At 43.4% G+C, this 13,322-nt stretch carries 11 protein-coding genes; 7 read left to right on the top strand and 4 right to left on the bottom strand.

The window, feature by feature from the left end:
• Positions 1 to 6: 6 nt before the first annotated feature.
• The 7 genes from CKW02_RS16405 (at position 7) to CKW02_RS16375 (ending at position 8,482) form a co-directional block, all read left to right on the top strand.
• Positions 7 to 1,464, top strand: a complete 1,458-nt coding sequence (locus CKW02_RS16405; protein ID WP_003213644.1) for a tagaturonate reductase — start codon at positions 7 to 9, stop codon at positions 1,462 to 1,464.
• Positions 1,461 to 2,954 (top strand): UxaA family hydrolase, encoded by a 1,494-nt coding sequence (locus tag CKW02_RS16400; protein WP_003213206.1) that lies wholly within the window; start codon positions 1,461 to 1,463, stop codon positions 2,952 to 2,954. Before CKW02_RS16405 ends, CKW02_RS16400 begins: the two co-directional genes overlap by 4 nt.
• A gap of 20 nt (positions 2,955 to 2,974) precedes the next feature.
• Positions 2,975 to 4,366 carry a glycoside hydrolase family 28 protein gene (locus CKW02_RS16395; RefSeq protein ID WP_003213338.1) on the top strand — a complete coding sequence of 464 codons (1,392 nt, stop codon included), beginning with the start codon at positions 2,975 to 2,977 and terminating at the stop codon, positions 4,364 to 4,366.
• Between the two features lie 172 nt (positions 4,367 to 4,538).
• Entirely contained in the window at positions 4,539 to 5,489 is a 951-nt protein-coding gene (locus tag CKW02_RS16390; RefSeq protein ID WP_003213757.1) for an ABC transporter substrate-binding protein, read from the top strand.
• Positions 5,455 to 6,513: a FecCD family ABC transporter permease gene (locus tag CKW02_RS16385; RefSeq protein WP_003212738.1), complete on the top strand. Its 1,059-nt coding sequence runs from the start codon at positions 5,455 to 5,457 to the stop codon at positions 6,511 to 6,513. Before CKW02_RS16390 ends, CKW02_RS16385 begins: the two co-directional genes overlap by 35 nt.
• On the top strand, positions 6,510 to 7,790 hold the full coding sequence (locus CKW02_RS16380) for a heme ABC transporter ATP-binding protein (RefSeq protein WP_003212661.1): 1,281 nt from the start codon (positions 6,510 to 6,512) through the stop codon (positions 7,788 to 7,790). The genes CKW02_RS16385 and CKW02_RS16380 overlap by 4 nt, the downstream gene beginning before the upstream one ends.
• A 122-nt stretch (positions 7,791 to 7,912) precedes the next feature.
• Positions 7,913 to 8,482, top strand: a complete 570-nt coding sequence (locus CKW02_RS16375) for a cob(I)yrinic acid a,c-diamide adenosyltransferase (RefSeq protein WP_003212969.1) — start codon at positions 7,913 to 7,915, stop codon at positions 8,480 to 8,482.
• A gap of 91 nt (positions 8,483 to 8,573) precedes the next feature.
• Here the strand turns inward: CKW02_RS16375 and CKW02_RS16370 are convergent, their stop codons facing one another.
• From CKW02_RS16370 to CKW02_RS16355, 4 genes are all read right to left on the bottom strand, one after another.
• Complete coding sequence (locus CKW02_RS16370; RefSeq protein ID WP_003213117.1) at positions 8,574 to 9,623, bottom strand: NAD(P)/FAD-dependent oxidoreductase; 1,050 nt, start codon at positions 9,621 to 9,623, stop codon at positions 8,574 to 8,576.
• 90 nt (positions 9,624 to 9,713) lie between these two features.
• Positions 9,714 to 10,700, bottom strand: coding sequence for an ABC transporter substrate-binding protein (locus CKW02_RS16365; RefSeq protein WP_003213289.1), 987 nt, complete (start codon positions 10,698 to 10,700; stop codon positions 9,714 to 9,716).
• A 41-nt stretch (positions 10,701 to 10,741) separates the two neighbouring features.
• Entirely contained in the window at positions 10,742 to 12,046 is a 1,305-nt protein-coding gene (locus CKW02_RS16360) for an NtaA/DmoA family FMN-dependent monooxygenase (RefSeq protein ID WP_003213381.1), read from the bottom strand.
• A gap of 271 nt (positions 12,047 to 12,317) precedes the next feature.
• Positions 12,318 to 13,169: an AraC family transcriptional regulator gene (locus tag CKW02_RS16355; RefSeq protein ID WP_308218251.1), complete on the bottom strand. Its 852-nt coding sequence runs from the start codon at positions 13,167 to 13,169 to the stop codon at positions 12,318 to 12,320.
• Between the last annotated feature and the right edge of the window lie 153 nt (positions 13,170 to 13,322).

Raw genomic sequence — 13,322 nt, 5'->3', positions numbered from 1 at the left:
ATCCATTTGAAACGTTTATCAAAAGCCCTATACCCGGTGCCTGAGTATCCGGAAACGATTTTGCAGATTGGTGAAGGGAATTTTATGCGAGGCTTTATTAATTGGCACATCCAAAAGCTGAACGACTGCACAGATTTTAAAGGAAGAGCTGTTGTTGTTCCCCCGAGAAAAGGATCTGTTGCAGCTTTAAATGAACAAGATGGCTTATACACATTATGTATACAGGGCTATCATGACCAGCAAGAAATGAATGAGCGGATGGTCATTCAATCGATCAGCAGAGGAATCAGTACGTATACGGATTATGATGTTTTTTTACAAGTAGCTGAAAACCCCGATCTCCGCTTTGTCTTCTCCAACACGACAGAGGCAGGGCTTATGTTCAGAAAGGCGGATCGCTTGGAGGATCGACCGCAAGCGAGTTTTCCAGGAAAGCTGACGGCGTTCCTATATCACAGGTTTAAAGCATTTGCTGGAGATGAACAAAAAGGGCTGATCATCCTTCCATGTGAACTGGTCGAACATAACGGTGATCGCTTGAAGGAATATGTGATAGACATGGCAACTGAGTGGGACCTGCCGCTTGCGTTTATCACATGGATCAAGGAAGCCAATACGTTTTGTAATACGCTTGTGGATCGGATCGTTCCTGGGTTTTCTAAGGAAGCAGCTGAAATTGTTCAAAAGGAAGAGGGATATATCGACGAGTTGCTTGTCACGGCAGAATACTATCACCTCTTTGTTATTGAAGCACCTGTCTTCGTACAAAAAGAGCTTCCCTTTCAAGAAGCAGGTTTAAATGTCCTTTTTGTAGAGGATATTGCGCCTTATCGCATGAGCAAGGTACGGATTTTAAACGGTGCCCATACAGCGATGGTGCCAATCGCTTACTCATGCGGGGTAGAAACTGTAAAAGAGGCTGTGGATGATGAGGATGTTGGCCCGTTCATCCGGCGGATGCTGGAGGAGGAAATACTGCCAGGGCTTGAGCTTTCTCGAGGTGAGCTTCTTCTTTATACACAATCGGTTTGGGATCGATTTTGCAATCCATTTGTGAAGCATCAATTGCTGGATATTGCGCTTAATGGTGTATCTAAGTTTCGAACCCGTATTCTTCCGTCATTGCTCGATTATGTTGAGCAAAAGAAACAGCTGCCAATGAAACTCGTGTTTTCACTCAGCAGCCTCATTTATTTTTACAGAGCACATGCAGAAAAGATAAAGGATGATGAGACTGTACTGGCATTCATGAAGGAAGCCTTTGAAGAAGAGAACCAATCTAATGAAGCGATCGCAGCAAAGATTCTATCATGTGAAAAATTATGGGGGAGAAATTTAACGGATATAAATGATTTGGTTCACGCTGTAGCTGATCAGCTTACCCTCATAAAGGAGCAAGGGATGAGAGCGGCTGTTCAACGAATGCTGCAGCATCAATATGAAAGTCAGGGGGAGAAGGCATGAAAGATTTTATTGTGATTCACCCTTCAGATAATGTCGGTATTGCTTTAAAAGTGCTTGAACAAGGGGAGGAGCTACATCATCAAGATCATTCCGTTATTTTAAAAGAGACCATCGCCAAAGGTCATAAGTTTGCATTGGCTGATATCAAGCAAAGAGAGAATATCATGAAATACGGTTACCCCATTGGGCATGCAACGACTGCCATTTCTGCTGGAGAATGGGTGCATACACATAACATCAAAACCAATCTATCAGGCAAGCTCGATTATGAATACGAGCCTTCATTTACAAATAACCCCTATGAAAAAACGAATCTTACATTTAAAGGATATAAACGAAAAAATGGGGAAAGCGGGATTCGCAATGAGCTTTGGATTGTCCCAACCGTTGGATGCGTAAATGGCATCGCCGATCAAATCATTCAAATTTTTACCGCTGAAATGGGCGGAAGCATCCATCCGTTTGAAACAGCTCTTGTATTAAAGCACAATTATGGATGCTCACAGCTTGGGGACGATCATGAGAATACAAAAATCATTTTACAAAATGCCGTGAAGCATCCCAATGCTGGAGGAGTGCTCGTCCTCGGACTTGGTTGTGAAAATAACGACATTGAAGATTTTCAGTCTACATTAGGTGAATATGACCATGAGAGAGTGAAATTTTTAAGAAGCCAAGAAGTAGGAGATGAGATTGAGGTGGGAGTCGCTTTACTCAAGGAAATTTATGAGGCAGCGAAAGAAGATCACCGTGAAGAAATCCCGTTATCTGAGCTGAAAATCGGCTTGAAGTGCGGGGGATCAGATGGATTCTCCGGCATTACCGCAAATCCGCTTTTAGGAAGGCTGTCCGATTTTATTGTTGCTCAAGGCGGCACGACAGTGTTAACAGAAGTGCCCGAAATGTTTGGAGCAGAAACGATTTTAATGGAGAGAGCGGAATCAGAAGCGACTTTCGACAATATTGTGCAAATGATCAATGACTTTAAACAATACTTCATGGATCATCGACAGCCAGTATATGAAAATCCTTCCCCGGGAAATAAAGCAGGTGGAATTTCGACATTAGAGGATAAATCTCTCGGTTGTACACAAAAAGCAGGAACTTCTGACATTCAAGATGTATTGAAATATGGGGAATTGCTGAAGCGAAAGGGTCTAAATTTATTAAGTGCACCAGGAAATGATTTGGTTGCTTCATCTGCTCTTGCCGCTTCTGGCTGTCAGTTGGTTCTTTTTACAACAGGCAGAGGGACACCATTCGGCACGTTTGTCCCAACAATGAAGGTCTCGACGAATACAGCCTTATATGAAACAAAAAAACATTGGATTGACTTTAATGCGGGAGAACTGCTTGAAGATGTACCAGAAGATATTGTGTTAGAAAAATTTATTTCAACTGTCATTGATGTGGCGAGCGGGAAGCTATTGAATCATGAAAAAAACAATTTTAGAGAGCTGGCTATTTTCAAAACAGGTGTCACACTTTAAGGCGACTGGGGGATGAGAATGTGTCTAGAAAACGGGATTTGATGTATATCACAGCAGGAACGGTACTCACAGGAATCGGACTCACTCGTTTAGCAAGGCAAGGGAAGAAAGACAAAGAAGCAAACGGAATCGATCAAGTGTTAAAGCAGATAAAAGCACCACTGTTCCCTGATCGTGAATTTAATGTGGTTCATTATGGGGCAGATGCAAAAGGAACCGAGCTTTCAACAGATGCTATCCAGTCTGCCATTGATGATGCGCACCGTTTGAAAGGGGGACGTGTGCTGATTCCAGAAGGGACGTTTGTGACAGGTGCGCTAGAATTGAAGAGTCATGTAGAGCTGCATTTGCATGAGAAAGCGTATGTGGCATTCAGCCAAAACCGAAAGGATTATCTGCCGCTTGTACTGACAAGATATGAAGGGGTTGAGCTTTATAATTATTCACCTCTCATTTATGCACACCATGCAGAAAACATCGCCATTACAGGAGCTGGAACGCTTGATGGCAGAGGAGATGAGCATCATTGGTGGCCTTGGAAATATGGCACGAATGGCCAGCCTTCTCAAGATCGGGATCGTCAGCTTCTATTTGACATGGCTGAAAAGAGAATACCAGTAGAAGAAAGAGTGTTTGGAGAAGGGCATTATTTAAGATCAAGCTTTATCCAGCCCTACCAATGTCAGCAAGTTCTTATTGAGGGAGTGACAGTGAAGGATTCACCGATGTGGCAAATTCACCCTGTACTAAGTGAACTTGTGATTGTCCGTGGAGTTCATATTATCGGGCATGGACCAAACACAGATGGTGTCAATCCGGAGTCTTGCCGGAATGTGCTCATTGAAGATTGTTATTTTGATAATGGCGACGATTGTATTGCCATCAAATCTGGAAGGAACGAGGACGGACGGAGAATAGGGATTCCATCTGAAAACATTGTTATTCGTAGAAATGAGATGCGTGATGGACACGGCGGAGTGACGATTGGGAGTGAAATCTCTGGCGGGGTAAGGTATATCTATGCAGAGAATAATGTCATGGATAGTCCGAACCTTGACCGGGCACTGCGGATTAAAACCAACTCTGTCAGAGGCGGTACCATTGAACATATTTACTTTAAAAACAACACAGTCAAAAGCTTAAAGCATGAAGTGGTCTGTATCGACATGATGTATGAGGAAGGGGATGCGGGTCCACATCGTCCTGTTGTACGTCATATTCAAGTGGAAGGACTGAAAAGCAGCGGCGGACGATATGGTGTGAAAATAGCCGCCTACTCACATTCCCCCGTGACAAACTTCAACATGAAAAATTGTGTCATAGACCATGTGACGTATCCACTTTCTTTGGAGAATGCAGTAGCGCCTTCTTTTCAGAAAGTTGTCATCAATGGGGAACAAATTAATAAATAGATGGGCGTAAAACAGTCTTATTAGAGGCTGTTTTTCTTTTATCAGAACGAAAAAGACGCTTTTAGAAATCACATATACAACCTAACTGCACTGTAGTATAATATTCCCGAAATTAGAAAAGAATTGACGGAAGAGCTTTCGTCAAGCAGTACATAAATCAGGGGGTTCATTCATGAAAAAGTTAACGGCCATTTGGCTATCGCTATTGCTTGTGATGGGTGTTTTAGCAGGATGTGCAGGTGCTGAAACAGACCATAAAGCAAAGAGTTCACAAAATAACGAAACAGCGGCTGCGGCATTTCCTGTCTCGATTAAAGATGCAGCTGGTAAAACAGTCGAAATCAAAGAACAGCCTAAACGTATTGTCTCATTAATTCCAAGTAATACAGAGGTTGCCTATGCGCTTGGTCTTGGAGATAAAATGGTTGGACGATCTGATTTTGACAATTATCCAAAGGAAGTTGAAAAGGTAGAGAAGATTGGCGGACTTGAATTCAATGTCGAGAAGGTGATTTCCTTAAAGCCTGATCTTGTACTAGCTCATGCCTCGCAGATGGGATCAAAAGAGGGATTTAAACAGCTAGAGGATGCAGGAATTCAAGTACTGACTGTAAATGATGCCACTTCCTTTAAGGATGTGTACAAATCGATCAATACGATCGGTGAAGCAACAGGTGCAAAAGAAGCATCAACAAAGCTTGTAGACGAGATGAAAGCAAAATTGAATCACATCAAGAAACAAGCAGAGGCGATCTCGAAAGACAAACAAAAAACAGTCTTTGTTGAAGTTTCAGGTACGCCTGAAATTTATACAACAGGTACTCATACATTTATGGATGAAATGCTTTCTGTTATCCATGCGAAAAATGCTGCTGGTGATCAAACTGGCTGGGTGCAAATGACAGAAGAATCGATTATCAAACGAAACCCTGACGTAATCGTCACAATTGATGGTTCCAGCTTAGCTGATCTGAAAAAGAGAGACGGCTGGAATGCGATCAAAGCAGTGAAGGAAAAACAAGTCTTTCAATTGAATACGGATCTCGCATCAAGACCGGGACCGCGATTGGTTGAAGGAGTCGAGGCTCTTGCGAAAAGCATCTATCCTGACACGTTCAAATAAATTCATCATCGCATACACACTAAGTGCTTTACTTCTTGTGGTGAGCATTGGAATGGGAATCTCCTTTGGAAGCTTAGGGATTCCCATTCCTTCTATTCTCCGTATATTTGTTCATGAACTATTCGGTGTGCAGATAGGCACAATAGATTCAATTGATCGCAATATTATGATGAATATCCGGCTGCCGAGAGTGATATTAGCGGCATTAGTCGGAGCAGCGCTGGCGTTATCTGGTGCAGCATTTCAAGGTTTATTAAAAAATCCTCTTGCTGACCCATATACACTGGGTGTATCACAAGGGGCATCAGTTGGAGCCGTCGCGACCCTATTTTTCAGTTTGCAGCTCCCTTTGCTCGGCAGTTTCACACTGCCTTTTTTCAGTATGACAACAGCGCTTGTGACCCTATGTCTCGTCCTCTTTTTTGCGCGTCTTGTCCATCGGGGGATGAGCATCTCCTCTTTAATTTTAACAGGGGTGATTTTCAGTTCTTTTTTGGGAGCGCTTATATCATTGATGATTGCCTTAACGGGTGATGATTTAAAAGAGATTATTCATTGGCTTCTTGGGAGTGTGTCCATGAGGGGCTGGCGCTATATTGTGCTTTTCCTTCCTTTCTTTCTGATTGGGACCTTTGCATTAATGCTGATGGGGCGAGATTTGAATGTCATGACGTATGGCGAGGAGAAGGCAAAGCTATTAGGTGTACATGTGAAAAGGAGCAAATATATCGTGCTGCTTGCTGGATCGATTCTGACTGGTAGTGCAGTAGCAGTGTCAGGGACAATTGGGTTTGTGGGACTTGTGATTCCGCATTTTATTCGCCTCTTAGCGATCACAGACCACCGGCACCTCCTGCCTTTGTCTATGCTGAATGGCGCTTCCTTTCTCGTTTTAGCAGACGTGTTATCACGTACGATCATTGAGCCGACTGAATTACCGATCGGCATCATCACAGCGTTAATTGGTGCCCCTGTATTCGGCATCATCCTCATCCGTAAATACAGAGGAGGGACGCATCTATGATTCAAGTGAAGGAAATCAAAGGTGGATATGGAGAGAAAGAGGTCATACGTGGCATCAGTTTTGAGGTAAATCAAGGGGAATTTCTCGGTATACTTGGTCCAAATGGAAGCGGGAAGTCGACCTTGCTTAAAATGATCTCTGGGTTGCTGGAACCTGATAGTGGTGAAGTACGCCTGAGCGGTCAACTGATTCAATCCTATCGTCCAAAGGCGCTTGCGCAAAAAATGGCTGTTCTACCGCAGAAAACGGACCAAGCCTTCTCATTTACAGTGGAAGAAACGGTTCAATTCGGTCGTTATCCATATCAAAAAGGATGGCTACAATCTGTTACCCAAGAGGATATGCGAATCGTAAACAAAGTAATGGAACAAACGGATGTTGCACAGTTTAAGAATCAATCTATTCATGAGCTAAGCGGGGGAGAACAGCAGCGTGTGTACTTGGCACAGGCATTAGCCCAGCAGCCTGAATATTTATTGCTGGATGAACCAACCAGTTTTCTTGATTTGGCCTATCAAAAGGATTTGCTTGATTTAATTAAAGAAGAGACCACTTCCTCTAGGCTAACGGTGATCGGTGTGTTTCATGATGTGAACATCGCCAGTTTGTATTGTGATCGGCTGCTGCTGCTTGGTGAAGGAAAGACGGAAATAGTAGGGCTGCCGCATCACGTCTTGACGCCTGAGCGAATCAACCGTGTGTATGAAACAGATGTAACACCGCTCCAACACCCGCGAAGGGCAAATCCTCAGCTGATCATTGAACCTGCGGGGGCTTCTGTAGCATCAAATGCAAAGTTAGCGGATGGGTGGAAAACGTATGGAGGAGAAGGAATGACGTTTTCCCTCAAACAGCCGCTCCGCATCCTTTCCTCACATCAGAAAAAGGGCGGCTTCTTTTGGAAAAGGTCTCTCGGAACGGGAAGTGACATGCTTCGTGACGAGTTGGATGATCGTGAGGGACTATTGTTTTATAACCTAACGAGTGGACCAAAACAATTTGCTGCTGAAGACACAGACGACGACATGGTGCTTTACGGTATGCGTCATCAAGAAGAGCTGACCATTTGGCTTGTATTGAAAGAGTCTATATCAGACGGATCGTCTGTTCAGCTTATGGGGCAGCTTGTCCACATGATAAAACAGGAGACGAGGATGTCCATTCATCATCTTTGTATCGCTGCTGCGGGTATGCAGGAAACAGAAGGTGATGAGCATTTACATGAAAGATTAAAGCAGAAAGTGCACCTTCTTCTTTATTCATTGAATGCCATTTAAAAGTGAACCAAATGGTTCGCTTTTTGTTTATGATGCGATCACAGTACTTTAGTTAAACAAATACATCCTTTTCACTTCAGGTTATACTAAAAGGACAAAGCAAAAGAAAAGGAGGAACACCAATGAAACTTTATACAAAAACAGGGGATCAAGGTCAAACAGGCTTGATCGGCGGGAGAGCCGATAAGGATGATGTGAGAGTAGAGGCGTACGGCATGTTAGATGAGGCGAATAGCTTCATTGGACTCGCACATGCACATTTACGTCAGCATGGCGAATTGTTTCAAGACATTTTGTCAGAGCTGATTGTGATACAGCACGAGCTGTTTGACTGCGGCGGTGATTTGGCAGTAGTCAAACCACCGAAAGAAGGTAAATTAACTGAAGCGTCTGTAGCAGTCCTTGAGCAAAGAATGGATGACTATGTAGAAGAAGCCGCGCCTCTCACGAAGTTTATTTTACCGGGCGGCCAGGAAGGCGCAGCTCTCTTACATGTGGCGCGGACAGTCGTCAGAAGAGCAGAGCGGCATATGGTGACGCTTGCGAAGCAGGAGGAGATTCCAGCAGTTGCGCTCACATATGTAAACCGGCTCTCTGACTATTTATTTGCAGCCGCCCGAATCGTGAATCATCGGCTCGGTGAAGCGGATGTTGAATATGAACGAAGTGCAAACGTATTTCGTTCTAAATAAGAAAAAGCACTCTTCGAATGAGAAGAGTGCTAAACGTTTTCCTTCTGTAAGCGCAGAAGGGATTACAAGTCTTGCTTGTTCAATGAACGCTTTATTTCGTATACAAATGCTTCATCAGCTCTTTGTTTTTTTGAATAAATATGTCATTATGCGAAGAAACCATTCCACGAGCGCTTGCATCAGGCATTACATATTGCTTGGCTTGGTTTACCGCATTCGCAGCATCCTGGAAAGCGCCAGCAATCAAATGCAATTTTCCTTCATGATGCAAAATATCGCCTGCAGCGTAAATGCCTCGGACTGACGTCTCACTCAGTGGAGTTCCTGCAATCCAGTAATCCTTCTGCTCTAGTTTAATGGTACTATTCGCAAGTAATTCTTTGTCTCGCTCGTATCCATGATTGATAATGACTTCATCTATGGCTAGATCAAATAAGGCATCGTCCTGATTATTTTTGAGGACAACCGTTTTAATCCGCTCATGATCGTCTGCTGCGATGAGCTTTTCAATCGATGTATGAAGCAGGAATTGGACAGAGCTGTTTTTAAGGTGCGATATTTGGGCTTCGTGTCCTTTTAAGGCTTCTTTCCGATAGGTCAAATACACTTGCTTGGCAATCGGCTCCAGCTCATTCGCCCAGTCAATGGCTGAATTACCACCTCCTGAGATCAACACGGTTTTATCTTTAAAGCGTGCAAGGGATTTGACCGTATAATGCAAATTTTGAACCTCGAATCGTTCTGCACCCTCAATATCCAATTTAATCGGCTTGAGGATACCTCCTCCAACAGCTAAAATGACGGTTTTGGAGTAATGTTTTTGATTTGACGCGGTGTGGAGAACAAAGTGACCTCTTTCGTCTTGAGAAAGAGAGGTAACCTTTTCTCCGAGTACGACCTTTGGTTCAAACGTCAGTCCTTGAGCAACAATTTGATCAATTAGCTGCGAGCCTGGAACAGGTGTTAGTCCTCCTATATCCCAGATCATCTTTTCCGGATAAACATGAACCTTCCCTCCAAGGAATGGCTGGAATTCAATCAGCTTCGTTTTCATTTCACGCAATCCGCTATAAAAAGCGGAAAACAATCCAGCAGGTCCTCCGCCAATAATCGTTACATCATATACTTCCATGTCCTGCATCGTACACTTCGCCTCGCTTCTTTTGCTTCATTTATTTTTTAAAATGACGATGGGGCATCGTTTTGGAACAGCCACATGATTTCAGCAGTCTCATTTATTTTCTAATTGCTGCTGCAAGGCTTCTAAAAATTGGATGCGGCTATAAGCAGGTCCTCCTTCAAGGAGTGGGTGAACCACATTGATATAAACCTGATCCTTTTTAAAGGCCGTCATGTTTTGAATAACAGGATTCTTTTTCATGTCATCAAATGCTTGTTGTGCCTCTTGATTTTCATCCGTAGAAAATTGTACAAATAAATAATCCGGATTCATTTCCCCTAGCTGCTCGACAGAGATTGCTTCTTGCGTTTTTGCTAAGCTAACCGGTTGAGGAACTGTGAGATCCAATTCTTTATACAAGACAGGATTAAAATACACATCTTCTGGATATACGAAGGCTTGTGCTCCCCGAATTCGAATGATGGCTACTTTTTTATCCTTGAGCTTCTCCTTTAACGATGCTTTTGCGTCTTTGACATCTGTTTTGTATTGAGTGAGGATTTTGTTTGCTTTCTTCTGTTTCCCTGTTAAATCGGCCATTAGCTCTAAATTAGCCTCCCAATTTGTCGCGATATGGGATATTGGAATGGTCGGAGCAATTTTCTCTAACTTGTTTAATACGACTTGTTGAAATTTAGAGGAGCCTAAAATAACGTCAGGTTTCAATTTTAATATTTTCTCAAAATTCGGCTGCTGTTTTTCACCGATTGATTCGGAATCGCTTGTGATTGAAGCAAATATTTTCGGGAATTTCCCTCCTACTGATATTGCCCCTGCTGGATGAACATCAAGTACAACGGCATCTTCCATTGCTTCCATCGCCCCAGTAATGACGATTTTTTCGGTTTTTTTCGGGAGGGTATACTTTTTCCCAAGATACTCTATTGTTTTCGTAGCAGTATCTCCTGAATCTTCAATTCCGGCATTTTTGCTTCCGGAGACTGTAGTTGATTGCTTAGGCTTGTCTCCTCCTCCGCATGCCACCATGATCAGCATCAATAAGGAAATGAAGCCGATGATCATTAATTTTTTATTCATCTTTCTAAAACTCCTCTCAAACTGTCTATTGTGGTCGTGCTTTATTTCATCCCCAGATGCTCACGCAAGGTGGACCCTGTATATTCACTCCTAAACAAGCCATGTTGGACGAGTAAGGGGACCAATTCGTCAAAAAATAATTCTAGTGATTGTACTGAGCCCGGAAGAGCAATGAATCCGTCTAAAGCACCCGTTTCAAACCATCTGGTTATTTCTCCCTGTGCATCATGAGCTGTTCCCACGATCACCCAGTGTGCAGACTCAATGACCTCAGGCCTAGAGAGTAGTTCTCTTACGGTAGGCTGCGTTTGTACAATCAACCTGCGCAGCAAATCAGCATGGGTTTGACTGCGTACCTGCTCATCAATTCCTTGCAGCATATCGGTAGGAACGGGTTGATCTAAGGGGAGGTGACGAATATCGAGACCTAGAATCGATTGAATCGCTGCATAACCTTGTGCAGTGCTTAGATGGGAATGCGCCTCTCGATACATTTCATGTGCCTCGTCACGTGTTTTTCCTAAAAAAAAGTACAAGCCAGGCAGTACACGGATATCATCCGCCTGGCGGCCATGCTTGCATGCTCTTCTCCTCATGTCTTTCCGTAATTCAATGCCTGAGGCAATATCTGGGGTTGCTGCAAACATCGCATCTGCGGTTGAAGCGGCAAAATCCCGCCCCATTTCCGAAGCACCTGCCTGAAACAAAGGAATGGTTCCTGACGGATGGGCCGGCACATTGAGCGGACCCTTAATATGAAAGAAATGCCCCTCATGTTGAATAGAAGAAATTCTCTCCCTGTCAGTAAACTGTCCTGTCGTCCGATTGATGAGCAGCGCCTCATTTGGATAGCTCTCCCAAAGCTTGCGTACAACATCCGTAAATTCCATCGCCTTCTTATATCGTTCTTCTGAGGTTGGCATGGGTGAATGGCTAAAATTTTCGGCTCCGTCGATCGAAGTGACAATATTCCAGCCGGCACGCCCATTGCTGATCCAATGCAAGGACTGAAGCTGTCTCGCCACTACATAGGGAGGGTTGAACGTAGTCGAGGCGGTTGAAACAAGTCCGATTCGATCCGTCTCATGAGCAATCGAAGCAAGCAGAACCGTTGGGTCAAGACCGCCAAAGCCAGGGGAGTGATCCAATGACTCTATGTTGAGCACGAGTGCATCCGGCTTAAAAAGAAAGTCAAGCTTGGCCATCTCTGCAATCTTTGCCAGCTCGACGTAGAAGTTGGTTGAGAATAAGTGTTCTACCATGCTGCTCGGATGCCGCCATCCTTTTCCCTTCAGCCAGGTCGCTGACAAGGACAACCCAATACAAAGCTGCCTTTTTTTGTTCATATCATCTGCCTCCCTGTCGTTGCTGAGTCACTTTGTATATCCTCAGCAATAATTGATATTGATAATCATTATCATCGACTAGTATAGCAAGGACCTCGTGAAATGCGAATACACAAATAACGAATATCATATGCATTATTATCTAATCAGGGCTGACAAAAGAGGGATGATCTATTTCTGAGGAGTTAGGCTGATTGTTTCATAGAGAGCTGAAGAAACTCTTTAAGGAATGAGGCTAGCATCCATTGTTTTGAGGAGAAATACTACAGATTTATTTAGCGGTATATGCGCTAGGCGGCACTCCGAATTTCTTTTTAAATAGTCTGCTAAAATATAGCGGATTGGGATAGCCGACAGTCATAGAAACATCACGGATGGGAATATTACCTGCTTTTAGTATTTCACGCGCTCTTTCCATACGATACTGGATGACATAGTCAATTGGGTGAAGTCCGGTATATTTATGGAAAAAGTATGAGAAGCTTTTAGGATTCATATCGCACAGTTCAGCGAGATCCTGGAGTGTTAATGGATTCATATATTGCCCTCTAATATAAGCGACGGCTTCCTCGATGATCCTTTCATTAGGAGAGCTCTCTTTCTGCTTACAGCCCATTAGCATTTGATATAGGATGCGCAAAAATAATTCCTTGACTCGAAGTTTTCCCATCCCGCCAGGTGCATGAACATTTTGGTGGAGCATGGTGAGTAATTCAATGATTCTCGGATTTGCTCCCGTTTCCAGCTTGAAAGCAGTGTCACAGTCAGATTCCTTATCACAATTCAAATGATAGAAAAGTGAATGGTACTCGTATTCTGATTGACTGATCACCTGCAGGGCCAGCTGGCATCCTGGTGTTACATGCATGACGGACCCTGGCTGCAAATCGTAGCTCTTCCCATTGATATTCAGTCTAGCTTCCCCGCGAATGCTTAAAAGAAAGCCAGCACTTTCTGTCTTAAACTCACTTAATGTACTATGGGGCTGGATAACTAAACGATAGATTTCTTGTATGTGAAAAGAATGACTAGCAAATAGATCAGCTAGTTGATCTCTATTTATCAATGTACGACACCTGCCTTTGACTTGATCTAAATACCACTTATTCTGTGATTCTACCATACGTTTAGCACCCACAAGAGCTAAAAATAGCAAATAAGTTAGCGGCTTTGTCCACAATCTGGACACTCTTCTTTTCGAAGAGTGTTTTTTGTTTGATTCTACCGCTCAGTCTGAGCGAAGTTACGACTCTGGTCGCAATGAAAGATCAATCTG

The sequence above is a fragment of the Bacillus pumilus genome (assembly GCF_900186955.1).
Classification (GTDB): domain Bacteria; phylum Bacillota; class Bacilli; order Bacillales; family Bacillaceae; genus Bacillus; species Bacillus pumilus.
This window is presented reverse-complemented; position numbering and strand designations above follow the sequence as displayed.

What these genes read in the sequence shown, in the direction of transcription:
- CKW02_RS16400 (WP_003213206.1), top strand. Translation starts at nt 1,461, where the DNA reads ATGAAAGATTTTATTGTGATTCACCCTTCAGATAATGTCGGTATTGCT.
- CKW02_RS16390 (WP_003213757.1), top strand. Translation starts at nt 4,539, where the DNA reads ATGAAAAAGTTAACGGCCATTTGGCTATCGCTATTGCTTGTGATGGGT.
- CKW02_RS16380 (WP_003212661.1), top strand. Translation starts at nt 6,510, where the DNA reads ATGATTCAAGTGAAGGAAATCAAAGGTGGATATGGAGAGAAAGAGGTC.
- CKW02_RS16375 (WP_003212969.1), top strand. Translation starts at nt 7,913, where the DNA reads ATGAAACTTTATACAAAAACAGGGGATCAAGGTCAAACAGGCTTGATC.
- CKW02_RS16370 (WP_003213117.1), bottom strand. Translation starts at nt 9,623, where the DNA reads ATGCAGGACATGGAAGTATATGATGTAACGATTATTGGCGGAGGACCT.
- CKW02_RS16365 (WP_003213289.1), bottom strand. Translation starts at nt 10,700, where the DNA reads ATGAATAAAAAATTAATGATCATCGGCTTCATTTCCTTATTGATGCTG.
- CKW02_RS16360 (WP_003213381.1), bottom strand. Translation starts at nt 12,046, where the DNA reads ATGAACAAAAAAAGGCAGCTTTGTATTGGGTTGTCCTTGTCAGCGACC.
- CKW02_RS16355 (WP_308218251.1), bottom strand. Translation starts at nt 13,169, where the DNA reads ATGGTAGAATCACAGAATAAGTGGTATTTAGATCAAGTCAAAGGCAGG.